Below are 17953 nucleotides of genomic sequence, written 5' to 3' on the forward strand. Positions count from 1 at the left end.
TCATGGATAAAAAGATCACTCCTGATTCAGTGGTTGCGCAAAACGAAGGATATATCGCCAGCAATATGGATGGAGAAAAAGTAATGATGAGCATTAAAAACAGCAAGTATTATAATCTTGGAGAAATTGGCGGCGCGATCTGGGATGCTGCTGTCAGGCCGATCAAAGTCAGTGATTTGGTCACACACCTCCAGTCCGAATATGACGTCAACCGCGAGCAATGCGAAAGGCAGGTCATCGCCTTTTTGGAAAACCTGCAGAAGGAAGGCTTGATTCAGTCCGGCAAAGGATCAGAAGTGATGTAGCATGGGAAAGCTAAAAAAATTTTTAGCTCTCAATCGCGCAAAAAAATTACTGCTCGTCGAAGCAGTTGTCGCATTGGCCAAGGGAAGAGTTATGGTTTGGCTCCCTTTTTCAAAGGTCGCGCCCTCACTTGGGTTTCATATGAAGGAAACCCCGCTCGCTGCGAATGCGGAGGAAGCAAGAAAAGTGAGACAGGTTGCCAGGGCGATCGCCTTGATGCACCGCCATACCCCTTGGCAGACCCACTGCTTGGCAAGAGCCTTTGCGGGCATGAATATGCTGCAGCGCCGAGGAATTGAAAGCACCCTTTACCTTGGGACTGGCAAGGATGAAAACGGAAAAATGATAGCCCACGCCTGGCTTAGGAGTGGAGATATTTACGTAACCGGTGACGATGTGATGGATCAGTTTACTGTGGTCGCAACCTATGCGAAAGCATGGAAGACTCAGGAAGAGGAGATTGTTCAACATGAAAAAGGATAAGTATGCAATCGATGTCGATAGCTTTCCGAATGAGCTGCAGCTTTTGCTGTTGTTTTTAAAGCTGGACAATTTTCCGAAAGAAAATGAAAAAATGCTGGAAGAGCATCAGCATTTATTTGCTGCAGCTAACTGGGATCATTTTATCAAGCTTGCCGACCATCATCATCTTTATCCTGTCCTTTACCATAAGCTAAAATCTGTAAAGGAAAAGTGGGTTCCTTCCATCGTCGTTCGCGCGCTGCAAATGAGATATCAAAACAATACGCTAAAAATTCTCTACCTTTGCGGAGAAATGGACCGTGTCGCTAAAGCCTTTCATGAACACAACATCAGATCCCTGCATTTAAAAGGACCGATCCTTGCTCATGAATTGTATGGTGATATTTCGATGCGAAAATCTAAGGATTTAGACATTCTTGTGCCGAAGGAGGATCTGGAAAGAACAGAACAGATGCTTTTTGAGCTCGGCTATGAAAAGGATGAGGCTAATACCGTACTGAACGAAGTGAAATGGCGGGAGCATCATTTTGAATATCACCATAAGGAACGGAAGACATCCGTTGAAATTCACTGGAGGCTATCCCCGTTTCCTGCAAAAGAGCCTTCGTTCGAAGATTTGTGGGCGCGGAAAAATGAGTCGAAGCTGACAAGCGTTCCAGTGTACTATCCGGGTGATAAGGATTTATTTTTATATCTCATATCCCACGGAGCTCGTCACGGATGGTTTCGTTTGAAATGGCTCTATGATATACATAGATGCGCCGATCAGATGCAAAGCCCGGACAAGCTGTTGAGAAAAAATGATTTTAAGAACATGATCCTCGTCGGGCAAGCCTTGATCTTGGCTCATCAGCTATTTCAAACGCCTTTATCCGCGAATATGATGAAGCAGCTAAAATTAGGCTCTTATAAATTGGCCCATCAAGCACTGATTTATATTACGTCGATTCTTGTGTTAACTCCGCTTCCCGAGCATATTCGCACAAAGCATGAGCGGTATCTGTTTGCTTTGAATGGTACAATTTCGCAAAAGTATTTGGCCTTATTAATCGTATTGTTTTATCCAAGTCCAAGAGATGAAGCTCTCATTAAATTACCGAAATACTTGCACGGCTTGTACTTTGTGCTCCGTCCCTTTTTAGTCGTTGTACGAAAGCTAAGAAAAAATAAAGCTTTTGAGGGAGTGTAGATAATGAAGGAATTGTTTCATTTTGCTAAAAGCCTGCACTCTCACACAGGCAGCGTTCTTTATTTGAACCTGCTCGGTATGGTCGCCGTCGGCTTTTTAGAGGGAATCGGCATTTTATTAATCATTCCGATGCTGAGTCTGATCGGCGTCTTGGATGCAAATGGAACCATTTTTTCATGGGTGTCCGGCTTTTTCCCAGAGGAAGCATTAAACTTGCCAATCGTTTTAGGTTTGTTTCTCTTTATTATTATTGCAACTGGGTTGTTTCAGAGGCAGCAATCAATATGGAATGCAAAAATCAAGCAAGGCTTCGTGCTCAATTTGCGCCTGCAAACCTATCGGGATCTCATCCAAGCCAATTGGGGATTTTTCTTAAAAAAAAGAAAATCCGAGTTGAGCAACCTGATGACGACCGAACTGGCCCGGGTCAGTTCTGGAACGAATCTATTTTTACAGCTGATCGCATCTGTCATTTTCACACTCATTCAGTTAGCGATCGCCTTTTGGCTGTCATTTGAAATGACCGCCTTTGTTCTGTGCTCGTGCGCCATTCTTGCTCTTTTTTCAAGAAGGCTTGTAAAGAAGGCCAATCTGCTGGGAAAACGCACGACTCAATATGCCCATGAATACATGGGGCAATTGACAGATGATCTAAACGGGATCAAAGATATTAAAAGCAACCAGCTTGAAGAAAAGCAATTCAACCGATTTCGCGATCTTTGCCGGCGGTTGGAGAAAAATACGATACATTTTGCCGTGTTAAGCGCAAACTCTACGTTTCTGTACCGCATATCCGCAGGGGCCGTCATCGCCGCATTCGTCTTTCTGTCCGTTCAAGTTCTTAAGCTTCCGTCAGCAAGTATTCTATTAATCATCGTCATCTTTGCCAGACTATGGCCGCAGCTGGCCAAAATCCAGTCGAGTCTGGAAAATATGGGCTCTCTTCTGCCAGCGTTCCAAAGCATCATCGAACTGCAAAAGGAATGCGCAGAGGCGAAGCAAAGCTTTCTTTTATCAAAGGGAAACCCGATTCATCTTACCCGTTCGATTGAATTCAGACATGTTGATTTCCGTTACAATCCTGCAATTGAAGAATACACGCTTCAGGATATCAACGTAACTATACCGGCCAACAAAATGACAGCGATCGCCGGTCAATCAGGTGCGGGAAAAAGCACGTTTATCGATCTTTTAATGGGGCTGAACCAACCGGAAAAAGGCGAGATTCGAGTGGATGAGGAAGTAATGACGGAAGAAATGATGAGCCGGCTGAAGCCGTCAATTAGCTATGTTCCGCAGGACCCATTTTTATTTAACGACACGATTCGGAACAATCTGCTTCTCGTTAAACCGGAGGCTGCAGAGGAAGAACTATGGGAGGCATTGCGTGCCGCTTCCGCGAATTTTGTCGAAGCCCTGCCGGATCAACTGGACACACGTCTCGGAGACAGAGGTGTGCGGCTGTCAGGCGGAGAACGTCAGAGAATCGTTCTTGCCCGAGCACTACTTAGAAAACCGTCCCTATTGATTTTAGATGAAGCAACAAGCGCAATTGATACCGAGAATGAAAAAATCATATTAGAGTCCTTACATCGATTAAAAGAACAAGTGACTATTGTCGTCGTCGCTCATCGGCTGTCTGCAATTCAAGCAGCTGATCAGGTCATTGTCATTGAAAAAGGAAACATTCAAACAGCCAATACGAAAGCAAACGAGAACATTCATGCATTATTTACAGCTAAAAATCAATAAATCATCGTAGCAGGAGGCTTATTCATGAGTAATCGATATAACAGACGCGGATTTTTAAAAGCAGGTGGAATTGGCGTAGGTGCACTGGCGGCTGGAACATTGGTATTCCCCGGCAAGTCAGAAGCTGCAACCCAGGACGCTTCGAAAATAGAAGAGGTAAAGAGCTCTGATTTCCCCCGGAATGAAGGGGAAACCGATGATACGAAAAGACTTCAACGATTGATTGATGCCTCGGAAGCAGCAGGCTGGGCTCCTATTCATCTTAATGAAAACAATGCATATGTCATTACAGACACGATTCATATCAACAGCGGCGATACAAAGCCACTTATTTCCGGAAAAGGCTTTCGCCGAACCGTGATTAACGGCGAAAAACTTCCCTCAGGTAAACCAGCGATAAAAGTCAGCGGCGGCTCGGGAGTGATGACTGGCGGAAGGCTGTACGGAATTGGATTTTACGGAAACTCGAATTCAATCGGAGTCGAAATTGCCGGGACAAACGGGTTTCGCATCGACTTTTGCCAGTTCGAGATTAACCGGATTGGCATATTGTTTCATAATGAGAGATATAGCGAATTTACAGAGTATAACGTCGCATCTGACTGTGACTTTAGAGGCTCCTGCAATACAGCAATTGAGTACCGGCAATCAAACGGCGTTGAGAGCTTTCACGGTTCCGGCCTTAAAGGCTGCACGATTAATCAGGGTGCAGAGGAAACAGAGCCTAAAATCCGAATCGGTGAAGGCTGTTTCCCATTTAACGCCCCATTGGATTTTAATATTTGGACAAGAAAGACAACACCGATTATTAAAAACGAAGGAAAAGAGCCTGCGACCTTCCACGGGAACATTTCCATCGAGAGCTTTGGTCAAGGCGATATCCAATATAAAACAGAATTGGTTTCCAAAAACGACAGACCGGTCTATTTTATCGGAGCCGCATCAGCGCTTGACGACCAATCACAGCTCGGAAACTTAGTCTTGTGTGAAGGAGTACAAGTAAACCCTGACCGAACCGTCAGCGTTCAAAGAAAAAACGGCCTGCACGTGTTTGAGTTAACGACAGGCGCTAATCAAACAATTTCTATTCCAAGCGGAATATCTTCCATTATTACCGTATCCTTAAAAGCAGCAGATTACGAGTATTCCTATACGCTGCTTGCTCATCGCAATGATGGGGAAGATAAAGGCTCAGTCACTAACTTATCGCTTCACCAAAACCATAATGCCGCTATGTATTACGGCCCAACCTTTTCAGTAGAAACAGGGAAACTAGTCATTACGAATAACAACTTTCCTGCAGACGTTGTCAGTGCCTATGTTTCCGTTCTTGATATCGGAGCAATATTCTAACACTGCATATTAATTAATGTTGAGAAAACGCCAGCATAATTGATGTCAAACAGAAAATCATAGAGTCCTTAGAACAAGTCGTGAGAATATTTTACTTAAAATCAATAAATCATCGTACTGGGAGGTACTTTTATGACGAATCAAAAAGAAAATCGATACAACAGACGTGACTTCTTAAAAGCTGGAGGAGTAGGTGCAGGCGCACTGGCACTATCGGCGGGTGCAATGGGGATTCCCGGAATGTTCGAAACTGAAACGGCCCAAGCCTATTCGAATATTGACGGCGTAAAGAGTTCGGATTTTCCTCGGAAAGATGGAGAAACCAATGACACGAAAAGACTTCAGCGATTGATTAATGCATCGGAAAATGAAGGCTGGATTCCGATTCATCTTAATGAAAATAAACCGTATGTGATTTCAGATACAATTCTGATAGACAGCGGCGATAAAAAGCCTCTGATCTTCGGAAAAGGATTCCGCCGCACCGTGATTAACGGCGAAAACCTTCCTGCTGGTAAACCGGCAATCAAAGTACATGGCGGCTGGGGTATGATGACTGGTGGAATGCTGTTTGGCGTTGGTTTTCACGGAAACGAGAATTCAATCGGAATCGAAATTGCCGGAGTCAATGGGTTTCGTGTCGACTTTTGCCAATTTGAGCTGAACAAGGTGGGTATCTTGTTTCATAATGAGATCTTACAAGAATTCACGGAAGCATGTACCGCTTCACACTGCGACTTCAGAGGCTCCTGCAAAACAGCTGTCGAGTACAAGCAATCAAACAACGTCGAGAGCTTTCACGGCACCGGAATTAGAAGCTGCACGATAAACCAAGGTGCAGAGGAAACAGAGCCTAAAATCAGGATTGGTGAAAACTGTATTCCGTTTAACGCCCCATTGGAATTCAACATTTGGACAAGAGGTCAAACACCGATTATTAAAAACGACGGGAATGAACCTGCCACCTTTTACGGAACGATTTCGATCGAGAACTTTGATCACGGCGATTCCGGATATAAAGTGGAAATGGTATCTAAAAAAGACAGTCCTGTCTATTTGATTGGTGCCGTATCAGCGCTTGACGATCAATCACAGCTCGGAAACCTGGTCTTATGTGACAGAGTGCAAGTCAATCCTGACCGAACCATCAATGTCCAAACTAAAAAAAGCCAGCACTTATTTCAATTAACGACTGGTGCCAATGAGACGATAGCCGTTACAAACGGAGTATCTTCCATTATCACCATCTACTTGCAAGCTGCTGACTACAACTATGCCTATACGCTGCTTGTATACAGAAATGTCGGAGATGATAAAGGGACAGTCACCAATTTAGCGAATCACAAAAATCACAACGCCGCAATGTATTACGGTCCAACGTTTTCAGTGGAATCAGGAAAGCTGGTTATCACGAATAAGAACTTCCCTGAATCCGGTGTCACTGCCAAACTCTCAGTCCTTGATATCGGATCGAGATACCAGTATTTTATGGTGTAATATGTGAAGAGGATCACTTTAATATGAAGCTTCAATCAGCGGGGGCAAATCACTTCTCCCCCGCTGATCTTCCTCGAAAAAAACATTTCCGGTTCTCCCCTATTTCAATGAGGATATTTGGTGAAGAAAAAAATTCGATGGGATAAAAAATACTCCTTAAATGAGCCTCATTTAAGGAGCAGCAAAACACGATGTTCAGTCTTTTGATTAATTGTTAGAAGCTGCCTTGGTCGGCGTAGAATCCATTGTGGAAGACCAGCTTCCTCCGTCCGGCAGACGTACCCAGGATTTATCCGCAGAAGCAGAACCGTAGTGATACTGATCAATGACTGCCCCATTTGGAGTTTTTAAAGTCACGTCGTCGCCAGAGTTATTATAGTAGTTGCTTGGTTCCCATACAAAGTATCCTTTAGAAGGAATCGTCGTGCCGCTTGGAATCGTATAAGGCGCAGAACCAGCATCGACATAATCATCAAGAATATATCCAGACAAATCAACAGCAGAATCGGTAGGATTATAAATTTCGACGAACTCTTTGCTATATTGAGTCCCGGATGCAGGAAGCACCTCATTGATTACCAGCTCATCAGAAATCTCTCCACCGCCTCCAGATGAACCTTCTTTTGTATATCCAGCAGAAAGAGCATCTGACTCATTAAAGAAGTACACGCGGTTCTCAATCGGAATTTGTTGATAATCGCTAGGTACAACATACTTATTTGTATAGAAATCTCCTACATACTTATCTTGAGATTGTCCAGAGACACGATCACGAAATTCAAATGGCAGTTCCTGCATAGGATTAGACGGATCCCAAATTCCCCGGCCGTTTTGTTTCGCTTCCAAATAAGCCTGCTGGTACTCCTCAAAATGAAGCATATTTGGCCAAATATAATAAGTCGCGGCATGCCCCTGACGAACCATCTCTTCATTTACATCTAAAGAGCCTTTATGAACGTGAGCAAGCAACCGGCCGTAAGCATCGGTTTCCTCAGCATCAGTTTCGATCGTTACTTGAGTTCCAGAAGGAAGAAGTTGATTCAAATAATTTTTAGCTTCAGTACCCCATGGCTCTTGAGCTTCTCCTTGATAATTGGTTTCAGGAGTATCGATTGAAAGCATTCTTACTTTGTAAGTCCCATTGATAGTTTCATTAAGATAAACTGTGTCACCATCTACCACCCTATCAATGGTAGCATTGTATGTAGCAGCAAATGAAGTGTTCGGAAACAGACCAAAAAACGCAATAAGAGTAACAACGACTGGCAAAGCGAAAGTCAACAATCGTCTTTTCATCATAATCCTCCTTTACATTATTTAGCTCCTTTATTAGATCATACCATTGTTTTATTGATATAAATAATCGGTTAATAAAGTGTAAAGGCTGTTAGGAAGTGACTATGGTCGGGGGGAGTTTCGTTACGATCAATCTAGGTGCAGTTAAAAGGAACTAAATATTTTATTGCGTTTTTAACACTCCATTGGAATGCAATGAAACATCTACTATTAAAAAAACGGCCATTATAAATACCTTTCTCATTTCCTATCTCAATTCCTTCACGCTGCGACTACTGTCCAATCCATTTCTTACAATTCTTATTCAATGATAGAGAAGCACAACATCAATAGATTCATACAATACAATAACGGTTGGAAAAAAGGACTATGTCAGACCTTCCATATCATGAGATCAATGAAGGAGGAATTAACAAATGGCATTAGGAGATATTCTTCGCGAATTTCAAGCTCCCATCGAAGCCCGTGGTTTCGGCCGTGCTGTTGCTTTTGATGGTCAGTTTCTTTATCTCACAAGGGTTGGAGATAGAAATATCCACAGGGTGACCACTACAGGTACATTTGTATCATCCATCCCTACACGCATTGATTACGGTGCTCTGAAATTTGACAGCACGGAAGGCGTTTTTTGGGCTGGTGGATTCGAAGGAACTTCTGACATAGATAAAATCTCCATATCAGGGGATGAGGCGGCTGTCCTTGATACAATCAACTATAGTGACACAGTTCCACTTGACCCGGATGACAGATTTCCTGGATTCGTTAGTGGTATTACCGTTGATCCGGCTACTGATACGCTCTTCTTTAGCACGAATTTAGGGGGATCTGTATACAACATCCGTAAGGACGGTTCATTCATTAACAGTTTCCAAACACCTCCACAAGATGGCTTCTCCAGTAGGGTTACTGGCGTTGAATCTGACGGAATAAACCTATGGCTTAATCTAGTCATAAATCTTGGAAATGAATTTAATGACGTTCGGGTTTATACTGTTCAGACGGATACAGCAGGCAATGAAACTTCCAATCGATTTCTTTCCGGTACCGGCTTCGAAGTCACCGAAGACTTGGAATTTGATAACATCACATTTGCACCCCGGTGTGCGCTTTGGTCTAATGAGGGGTCTTTTGGTGGAACCGGTATCCGAGCCTTTGAGATACCGTCCCTGGACCGTATTCATTTCTTAGAGATTTGAGCCGTAGGTAAATTTATTCCACAATAATGTTTGAGTTTTTTACCGTTATGGACATAAAGCAGCCCCTCCAATTGGAAGGGTTTTTAATATCATGATGTTAGACTCTCAGTTATATTTAAAAACAACACTATGATTCCATTGATTTATCTGCTATAACAATTCTTTTTTCATGGATACAATTCCATAACCCTTACCTGAATCTCGGCGGGAGAGGATGCGATAGCCTCGTTGCTCATACATCTGAACCAGCCATGGGTGATTATCAGCTGTTCCAAGTGAGACCGCCGGGCTTTTCAAAAGATCTCTCACTACACTCTCCTCGCACCACTTCCTCCTACTAAAGGATCAACGGCAAACCACCAGATATGAGGGACTCCAAATGGTCCCGGATGGTCACCCCAAGGCATGCGCAAAGAGATGGTGCCCAGAACCTCTCCTTCTTCTGATTCTAAGATGAAACAAAGATTATCTTTAATATTTTTCTTAACAAAATCCAAATCTGCATATGCAGTATCAAATGTGATGCCGAGCTCTCGAATTGGCCTGTACGCTCTCTGTGTTAGATCTAACAGAATCTTTGCATCACTAACTTCAGCCGATCGGAATTTTTCCATAGCAAGCTCTATCCTCCTTACGACCTTTTGTTATTGATTGATTTGTCTAATCCACCGATTAATTAAACAGCTACTCCCTGTTCATAAGGCTTATCTAATCTTTTTTCATACAATGATTGAATGAAAGCAAACAATGCAGTAAGTCCCCAATAAATGATTGCAACAGCTAGATAGCTTTCAAAAAAATTATATGTTCCTGCTGCAGCAAGCTTTGCCTGGGCAAACATATCTGTTAATCCAATAGTAAATGCAAGTGAGGTTTCTTTAATAATCATAATAAAGAAATTTCCGGTAGGAGGGATGGCTATTCGGGTTGCTTGTGGAAAGACTATCCTGCGAAGCCCCTGCCATTTCGTCATTCCTACAGAAAGTGCCGCCTCCATCTGCCCGCGTTCTACTGCTGATAATGCAGAACGAAAGACTTCTGAGAGATAAGCTGAGTTTCTTAAACTGAGAGCAATAATCACAGCTGTAAAACCATTAATAAAAGCGAATTGCGGAAACAGCTGCGGCAAACCAAAATAAAACAGAAAGATCTGCACTAGAGAAGGAGTTCCCCTAAAGTAAGAAATATAGACAAGTGTAATTTGATACAGCACAGGTATTTTGCTTTTAGTAATCAATCCAAGCAAAAGCCCTAATACAATAGCAAAAAAAGTAGATAACACAGCCATTATTAATACCATAGGCACATACGGTATCAGAAGAGGAAACATCTCTATTAAATACTTAAAATCAAAATCCATTCGTTTCTCCTTTCTCAATCAATGTCTAAGGGCTTCGTCACGTCCAGCTTAAACCATTTCTCTGAAAGCTTTTTCAATGTGCCGTCTTCTTTAAGCTCAGCCAGCTTTTCATCAAAAAGCTTCTGAAGCTCTTGATTATCTTTTTTAAAAGGAAAAGCGAACACAGTGGGTTCAAACGGATCCCCCGCATACTTTAAATCAAGTCCTGATTTTTCAATTTTTATAAGCCCGCTTGGATAGTCTACAAGGTTAGCATCCAAACGCTTGTTTACGATATCAAGAAAAATGCCGCCGCTATCCTCGTATGATTTCAGATCAAAATCAATGCCATGTTTGTTCTTATAATCCTCTAAATATTTTTCCTTTGCGGTTCCCATCCCTTGTGCGATTATCTTTCCGTCTAAGTCCTCTAGTGATCGGATTTTATCATCGTCACCGCGTACAACCAGCTGCCACGCTGAATAAACATATGGTTCCGTAAAGTTAAATTTCTTTTCCCTCTCGGGAGTGATCTCAGCCTGATTGGCTATCGTATCAATTCGATTACTTTCGATTAAACCAAATAAACCACTGAAATCTGCAACTGTGTATTCAACCTTATAACCGCTTCGTTTTGCTATTTCATTAATAACGTCTATGTCATAGCCAACCAACTTTTTATTATCATCATAATAGGAACTGGGAATCGTTTTTCCGCTTGTTCCAACCCGAATCACTTTATTACCCTCTGCTGCTTTTTCTTGCTTTCCTGCCAAGTTGGATTCCCCGCTTTGGCCGCATGCTGCAAGAATAAGAATAAAAATAAATAAAATTAATGTTATATGTATGAAATTTCGTTTTTTCACAGAGTATTCGCTCCTAAAGGTATGTTTTTATTGTTTATACTGTAGACTTTGATTTACTTTTTACTTCATCAGCCAACAGTTCATAGGACCGCTGCCGCTTTTTACGATCCTGGATTTTTGTGACAATGATAAACTCATCCACTTGATACTTCTTTTTTAATTCATCAAGAGCTTCGTATACTGTTGAAGGTGAACCAGCGATTACCGTTTTTTCCTTCACTTCAATTTTTGCCAGTTTTTCAGACTGACGTACAAATTCTTCTGCTTTTTGTATGTCGTCCACGTTAATCTTTGTCCCATCTTCAAAAGTGATTTTTACATGCTGTTCCTTGCTTTTCAGCACTTTCGCTTCAGCATCTGTACTAGCCACAATGACAGACACCGCCAAAATAACATAAGCAGATTTCTCAGCACTGCGAAATTTATACGAAGAACGATATTGTTGAATTGCTGCCTCAAGCTCATCACTATCACTATTAATAAATTGGGCAAATACATAAGGACTGCCAAATTCAGATGCGATTTTTGCACTTTTAAGACTTGTTCCTAATAAATAAAAATCAAGTGAATTTTCTGGTTCAGGAATAGCTTTCAGCCCATAAAGATTATGTTCAGCAGGAACAGTGCCGTGTAGAAACTGCCTTAATTCCAGCAATTTTTCTTCAAGAGTTTTACCGCTGTTCCCCTGCTGCAGCGCCTCAGTAGAGAGAGGAAGACCACCAGGAGCACTGCCAATTCCAAGATCGACTCTTCCTGGTGCAAGAGCTTCTAGCACATGAAAGACCTCTGCTACTTTATAAGGACTGTAATGCTGAAGCATAACCCCACCTGATCCAACTCTAATTTTGCTCGTATTAGCTAAAATGTAAGAGATCAAAACCTCTGGAGCTGATCCAACCACTTTCGGTGAATGATGATGCTCTGATACCCAGAAACGGTGATACCCCCATTTTTCTGCTTTTAGAGCCAGGTCAATCGTATGAAGAAAGGCATCCTTTGGCATCTCATCCTCGCTAATCGGAGTTTGGTCTAATATACTTAGTTTCATGAATCTTTCCTTCTTTCAGTCATTTAATCTTATTAAACTCATTAATATAGTAGGTTTAATGATAGCGATATATCCGTTCTATCAACGATTATGTACTTTATCCTGCGCAGATACAAAACGATTCCGCGGGACATCCAGACCTAAATTTCCTCGTAGAGTAGTTGACTCATATTCTGTACGAAATAGGCCCCTCTTTTGTAAAATTGGAATGACTTTATCAACAAAATCATTAAGTCCTTCCGGCAGAATTTGATTACCGAGTACATAGCCATCTGCTGCTTCCGCTTCAAACCATTCCTGAATGGAGTCAGCTACCTGCTCAGCCGTACCAATAAAAACATTGTCATCCTTAGGTGTTGTAATTCTAAAGGCAAGCTCACGTAATGTTAGATTTTCGTTTTTTGCAATATGCTTAATCCGTTCTGTTGTTGCTTGGAATCCGTTGCGCCCTAAATCTCCAATGTCTGGGAAAGGCTCGTCAAGCGGGTGCTGCGTAAAATCATAATGATCAAAGTAACGCCCCAAATAATCCAGTGCAGCTTTTTCATCAACAAGCTCTGTCACTTGTTGATATTTTTCTATAGCTTCTGCTTCAGTTTCACCGACAAACGAAGTAATAGAAGGGAAAACAAACAGGTCATTTTTATCGCGGCCAGCTTTATCTGCCCGGTTTTTTACATCTTTATAGAATTTCTGTGCATCTTTTAGTGTCAAATGCCTGGTGAAAATCGCGTCTGCTTCACGAGCAGCAAATGACATCCCCGCTTCTGATGATCCTGCTTGAAAAATAAGCGGATGGCCTTGCGGGGATCGACCGATATTAAGCGGTCCTTCGACAGAAAAAAACTCACCTTTATGATGTAAGTGATGCAGCTTTTCTGGATGAAAGAAGACGCCCGACTCTTTATCCCGGATAAAAGCATCATCCTCCCATGAATCCCAAAGACCCCTTGTAACTTCTAAATATTCACTGGCAATTTTGTATCTCAAATCATGCTCAGGATGCAAACCTTTATTATAGTTAGCTGCGGATTTTTCAAGAGGTGAAGTCACCACATTCCATCCCGCACGCCCTCCGCTAATATGGTCTACTGACGCAAATTGTCTGGCAACTGTAAATGGTTCGCTATAGGTAGTAGACAAAGTAGCTACCACTCCAATATGCTCAGTCGCACTTGCCAATGCAGTTATTAGTGTAATTGGTTCAAAACGATTCAATAAATTAGGCCTGGTTTGCTCGGTTATGTAAAGGCCATCGGCTACGAATAGGAAATCTAGCTTTCCTTCTTCTGCTTTTTGGGCAAGTTTTCGATAGTGCCCAATATTAATGCTTCCATCCGCCACTGCTTTAGGATGGCGCCAGGATGACATATTCCCTCCTGACCCATTTAACATTGTTCCAATTCTCAATTTACGCTTTAACGCCACAATAATCCCCCTTCATTCAGCTAACCGCTTTAATTCCTAGTTATCATATATGTTTTATTTGTCTATCATACACTCGTCATAATTTCTAGTCAATTCTTTATTGAATAGATATTTCTATCAATAAGATGAAAAATCCATTGTTATTTTTTTGAGTATTATGTATTATGAGTGCAACGCTAAGGATTAAAAAACGAGGTAACCTTATTTCGAGGTACTTCTGATCATACTTTTTTAAAAATGAATAACATTATCAATCGAGGTGCTATCTCCATTCCTTCACGCTGCGACTACTGCCTAATCTTTAGAGACTTCCGTATTCTTCTTTAATTGCTTTATTAGTACAAAACTCATAGAATTTTTTAATTAACTCATCAATGTCTTGCTTTCTAACTATTTTTTTCAACCATTCTTCTGGAATTTCGTTCATTTTAAAATACACTCCTGCAATGATCCAGTTATTGAAGCCACGGTGTCCGTATTTTATGATGATGATACCAAGTTACCTTTTATTCTGGTTCACCAATATGAATATCTCTAAGTTGTTTTGCTGTAAATATATCCTTCGATGAAGAAGACAGAACTTTTTTACACAGATGTAATTTTATTATTTTATTTTAAATATAGATATTATATGTTGATCCGGTCTTACAAGTGCGAATATGTAGGCTTGTGATCCATTTCGATATTTAGAATTTTTATTTGGAATTAGCAAATCTTTATTAACCGGAAAAGCTATACCTTTATAAATATCAGCAAATAACCTTTTTTCCTCTTCAGGTTGATATCGACCAATAGAAATTAGTGAATGCTCCAGACCCATTTTTCTTAGGGGGTGAAAATCTGTTTCTTCTAAAATATAGGGAACCCTTTTGCCCGTTACCCATTTTCCAAACTTTTTCAAGGAAATGCTTCCTTCTGGCCTAATCTGATCAAATGAGTGATCAACAGGAAGTATTTGGCTAAGCAGTGCCTCCTTTTCCATCGCTTTCTTCCCAATGGCGGATAAATTGGAAATCGTTTTTATCAAAAGCGAACGTCCTTCGGCTAAAAATAGATTGGTAATCGCGATATTCCGGAATATCAGTGCATTATTGTTTTGGATTTCACTTGCCCCCACTCTTTGTTCTACAGAGTAATCATCCAAAAAAGCACTGAAATCTTTGTGCGTTTTCAGTGACAATGCAAGCCTCCATCCAAGACGCCAGGCACCGAGTATTCCTACCATCATACCAGCTCCAGCAGAAGGCCCCATCGCATGAGCAGCATCCCCCGCCAAAAGCCATCTCCCTTTTCTATAAGTATGGCTTTGTCCTTGTCCTAAACGGAAAGCACTCGCCCAAAGCATCTGGCGGACATTAGCATCCGGTAACCTTTCTTTTAATAACTTGCTTATAAAATCCGCACTTGTTGCCTCTTCCCGACTCTCACCTTTATTTATGCGGTAAATGAAACGCCATCTCCTGGGTGCAAAATAAAAAAATCCGTAAGGTCTGTAAGGGTCCAAAACAATATTCGAAATGTTTTTAGGAAGACCACATTCCATTTCAAAATCTGCAACTGCAGAATCCATACCGTAATCTCTCCAAGTTTTATCGATTCCTAACTTGCCTCTAATGACACTACTCGCTCCATCACATCCAACTCCCAAAGGGGCGGACAGTTCATATGACCCTTCTTTACTTTGAACTTTAACGGTAACTTTATCTTTTGTTTGAGCAGCACCCAATACCTTATGACCCCTGCGAATTTCTACGATTCCTGTTTTTCTCGCAATGTCTTCGAGTATTACCTCCGTATCGTGCTGGGGTAATTGAAGAGAAAATTGATAGGGAGTCTCCAGTGTATCAAACGACCACCCAAGAAGTTTTCCACGTTGATTCTCAAATTGGTGTAAAATCCGCCGTACTCCTTTTTCATTGAAATGACTAAATATCCCCAACCATTCTAGAAATTCCATTCCCCTTGGCATCCATGTAATGGCCCTTGATTCATCCTTTGATGTAGGCTCATCTCTTGCTTCAAGAATGAGAGAAGGAATCTTATATTTTGATAATACAAGAGAAAGGGCTAAACCTACTGGACCTCCACCTACGATAAGAACACCGTTATGAAAAGTATTCATTTCTTTTCATTCCTTTACATTTGACTTTACTTTATCGTTTTTAAAAAATCCTTGATACTTTGCTCTAGGTGATAGTTTATAGCCGTGTCATCTTCGCAAAACCTTCCCCACATAATAAAATAAAGAAAAAATGATGTAACAAGATTTTGTATTGTCACCTGATCTATTTTCTTGTCAGTTCTTCCGATAATAAACTCTTCTAGCTGATTACACCCTTGTTGAATAATTTCTAATAATTTTTCATGAATTTTAGGGTTACGTTGTGCTTCTGAAAAACACATAACAATAAAATCTTGACGCATTCGAAGATATTTGAACATTAACTTGAAATATATAGTCAGTTGTTCATGAAGAGTTTGTTCCTCGTTAAAGTCAGGTAAAGAGTCTTTAAGAGAACGGTTAACGGTATACTTTTCAAGGACAGCACTAAGCAATTCGTCTTTAGATTTAAAATAGTGATAAATTAATCCATCAGTGACTCCCGCGGCTTTACCAATTTCTTTTACTGTACTTTCTTTAAATCCCTTCTGAGAAAATAACTTTAGAGCGGCAGTTAAAAGTTTATTTCGAGTTTCTTCTGCTTGTATTTGACGTAGTGTTTTTTCCATGCGATCACTCCTAAATAGTTCTTAACTTACTAAGTACTTACTAAGTTAAATATGAAATAAAAACTGCTAAAAGTCAACAAGACTTATTGTGCTAAAAAGATTACAATAGAAGAATTTTCATCTATAATCAACTGTCCTGCTAAGAAGATAAAACCTTCATGACTATTTGATCAATTTCAGTTTTTTAACCATAGCAATATATATACCCAAAAACCTTGAAAGGCATATTGCCAATCAAGGTTACATTTTAACAATTATTTTCTTACTCCTAACAATAACACCAAGTAAAAGTTCGTCTTGGTTTGACTCAACTAAGTTCTATCAATAAATTCTTTCACAACCATAAGAAAGACTTTTCCTAAGCATATAATTTCATTACAAAAGAATTGTTTCAAGTGCATCACTCAACATGGAATCAAAACTATCAAATGACTTAATCAAAGTTCCTGAGGGTTTATCAAGTTCTACATATACACTCTCTTTTAAGTCGTAACAATACCATGCTGTATCAGAGTCGCCAAAAAATATATATTGCTTTTGCCAATCATTTTCATACCAAAGCTTGTTTATCTCAATAAATCCATGAACCTCTTCATCTACTTCCTTATCACGTAGAGTTTCATCAACACCGTAGATTGCTAATCCATTAAAGTCTAATCCATTTATTTTCTTTAGAAATTGAATATATGACCCAGGTAATACAATGTTTCCTAATTTCTGCTGAATAGTTTGTTTCATTTTTATAATTTCTGTATCTGATGCTGGATTTCTAAGCGAACTTCCATATTTTTCTTCATTTTTTCTATTTCTATCAACAAGTCTTTCCACTGTGACATATCTACTCTTCCCTTCTTTTAAAAGGATTTGGTGGGTAAACATCATCTTCAAACATTGGCCAATTTATCGTTTTACTTTCTCTATGAGACAATCCCCTTGTTAGAGAGTTTTGTCCATTGATAAAAACATAAAAGCACCTGTTTGCCTAAAGACAATCAAGTGCTTTACGTAATGAGTTTCTGATTCTAAAAAGTATCTTGCAATTTCATTGTTTTATTTGAACACAGAGTTTCTATAAAATTATAAATAAATTTAGTGTTCTATAAATTATCCGTTGAATACATAAAACTTTCTTTTTGTTTTTTCCAATTAAGCAAAAACTTCCTAAACTCATCATTTGATAGTTTAACTACTGGATAAAGTTCGTCATCATCAATTATTCCCTCAAATAAATCTGATATTTCAATACCATCTTTAGTAACACTAATTAAACATCTTTCATTTCCTATTTCTTGTAAAGAGCTCTTACCCAACATAACAGAATCGACTTTATCAATAATTTCGTCAACAGAAATCAATTCAAAATTCAAAATATCTTCTAAACTAATATATTTTTCATCCTCAAAAATCGTAATTATTTTTGACTGACCATGTATCTCTCTCTGTTTAAAATAAAATTTCATTAATTAAATCTCC

Annotated in this window: 17 protein-coding genes and 1 pseudogene; 7 read left to right on the forward strand and 11 right to left on the reverse strand. The window is 40.2% G+C overall.

Translation table 11 applies throughout. The annotated features are described in order from the left end of the window. Positions 1–2 precede the first annotated feature (2 nt). From AM592_RS14250 to AM592_RS14275, 6 genes are all read left to right on the forward strand, one after another. Complete coding sequence (locus AM592_RS14250) at positions 3–305, forward strand: lasso peptide biosynthesis PqqD family chaperone (protein WP_053604407.1); 303 nt, start codon at positions 3–5, stop codon at positions 303–305. A 1-nt stretch (position 306) separates the two neighbouring features. Next, positions 307–786, forward strand: a complete 480-nt coding sequence (locus tag AM592_RS14255; RefSeq protein WP_053604408.1) for a lasso peptide biosynthesis B2 protein — start codon at positions 307–309, stop codon at positions 784–786. Continuing rightward, positions 773–1975: a nucleotidyltransferase domain-containing protein gene (locus AM592_RS14260; RefSeq protein ID WP_053604409.1), complete on the forward strand. Its 1203-nt coding sequence runs from the start codon at positions 773–775 to the stop codon at positions 1973–1975. The genes AM592_RS14255 and AM592_RS14260 overlap by 14 nt, the downstream gene beginning before the upstream one ends. Positions 1976–1978: 3 nt before the next feature. Beyond that, entirely contained in the window at positions 1979–3727 is a 1749-nt protein-coding gene (locus AM592_RS14265; protein ID WP_053604410.1) for an ABC transporter ATP-binding protein, read from the forward strand. A 24-nt stretch (positions 3728–3751) separates the two neighbouring features. Further along, positions 3752–5080: a twin-arginine translocation signal domain-containing protein gene (locus AM592_RS14270; protein ID WP_053604411.1), complete on the forward strand. Its 1329-nt coding sequence runs from the start codon at positions 3752–3754 to the stop codon at positions 5078–5080. A 132-nt stretch (positions 5081–5212) separates the two neighbouring features. Next, complete coding sequence (locus AM592_RS14275; RefSeq protein WP_053604412.1) at positions 5213–6577, forward strand: twin-arginine translocation signal domain-containing protein; 1365 nt, start codon at positions 5213–5215, stop codon at positions 6575–6577. Positions 6578–6784: 207 nt separating this feature from the next. Here AM592_RS14275 and AM592_RS14280 read toward each other — a convergent pair whose 3' ends face one another. Beyond that, positions 6785–7876: a thermonuclease family protein gene (locus AM592_RS14280; RefSeq protein ID WP_225970237.1), complete on the reverse strand. Its 1092-nt coding sequence runs from the start codon at positions 7874–7876 to the stop codon at positions 6785–6787. A gap of 413 nt (positions 7877–8289) precedes the next feature. On the opposite strand from AM592_RS14280, the gene AM592_RS14285 reads away from it, so the two are divergent. Continuing rightward, positions 8290–9069: a hypothetical protein gene (locus AM592_RS14285; RefSeq protein WP_053604414.1), complete on the forward strand. Its 780-nt coding sequence runs from the start codon at positions 8290–8292 to the stop codon at positions 9067–9069. Positions 9070–9219: 150 nt separating this feature from the next. Here AM592_RS14285 and AM592_RS14290 read toward each other — a convergent pair. From AM592_RS14290 to AM592_RS14330, 10 genes and pseudogenes are all read right to left on the reverse strand, one after another. Then, positions 9220–9683: pseudogene (locus AM592_RS14290) on the reverse strand (GNAT family N-acetyltransferase). A 62-nt stretch (positions 9684–9745) separates the two neighbouring features. After that, entirely contained in the window at positions 9746–10429 is a 684-nt protein-coding gene (locus tag AM592_RS14295) for an amino acid ABC transporter permease (protein ID WP_053604415.1), read from the reverse strand. A gap of 14 nt (positions 10430–10443) precedes the next feature. Further along, positions 10444–11274, reverse strand: a complete 831-nt coding sequence (locus AM592_RS14300; RefSeq protein ID WP_053604416.1) for a transporter substrate-binding domain-containing protein — start codon at positions 11272–11274, stop codon at positions 10444–10446. 34 nt (positions 11275–11308) lie between these two features. Next, positions 11309–12322 (reverse strand): LLM class flavin-dependent oxidoreductase, encoded by a 1014-nt coding sequence (locus AM592_RS14305; protein WP_053604417.1) that lies wholly within the window; start codon positions 12320–12322, stop codon positions 11309–11311. Positions 12323–12403: 81 nt separating this feature from the next. Then, on the reverse strand, positions 12404–13750 hold the full coding sequence (locus AM592_RS14310; protein ID WP_053604418.1) for an LLM class flavin-dependent oxidoreductase: 1347 nt from the start codon (positions 13748–13750) through the stop codon (positions 12404–12406). A gap of 301 nt (positions 13751–14051) precedes the next feature. After that, a complete protein-coding gene (locus tag AM592_RS23380; RefSeq protein WP_312883798.1) occupies positions 14052–14177 on the reverse strand; it encodes a hypothetical protein in 126 nt (41 codons plus the stop codon). Between the two features lie 177 nt (positions 14178–14354). Further along, complete coding sequence (locus tag AM592_RS14315) at positions 14355–15872, reverse strand: FAD-dependent oxidoreductase (RefSeq protein ID WP_053604419.1); 1518 nt, start codon at positions 15870–15872, stop codon at positions 14355–14357. Positions 15873–15898: 26 nt separating this feature from the next. After that, positions 15899–16480: a TetR/AcrR family transcriptional regulator gene (locus AM592_RS14320; protein WP_053604420.1), complete on the reverse strand. Its 582-nt coding sequence runs from the start codon at positions 16478–16480 to the stop codon at positions 15899–15901. Between the two features lie 375 nt (positions 16481–16855). Beyond that, a complete protein-coding gene (locus AM592_RS14325; protein WP_053606121.1) occupies positions 16856–17308 on the reverse strand; it encodes a YrhA family protein in 453 nt (150 codons plus the stop codon). 269 nt (positions 17309–17577) lie between these two features. After that, positions 17578–17940 carry a hypothetical protein gene (locus AM592_RS14330; protein ID WP_053604421.1) on the reverse strand — a complete coding sequence of 121 codons (363 nt, stop codon included), beginning with the start codon at positions 17938–17940 and terminating at the stop codon, positions 17578–17580. Positions 17941–17953: the final 13 nt, after the last annotated feature.

The organism is Bacillus gobiensis, from assembly GCF_001278705.1.
GTDB classification, from domain to species: Bacteria; Bacillota; Bacilli; order Bacillales; family Bacillaceae; genus Bacillus; species Bacillus gobiensis.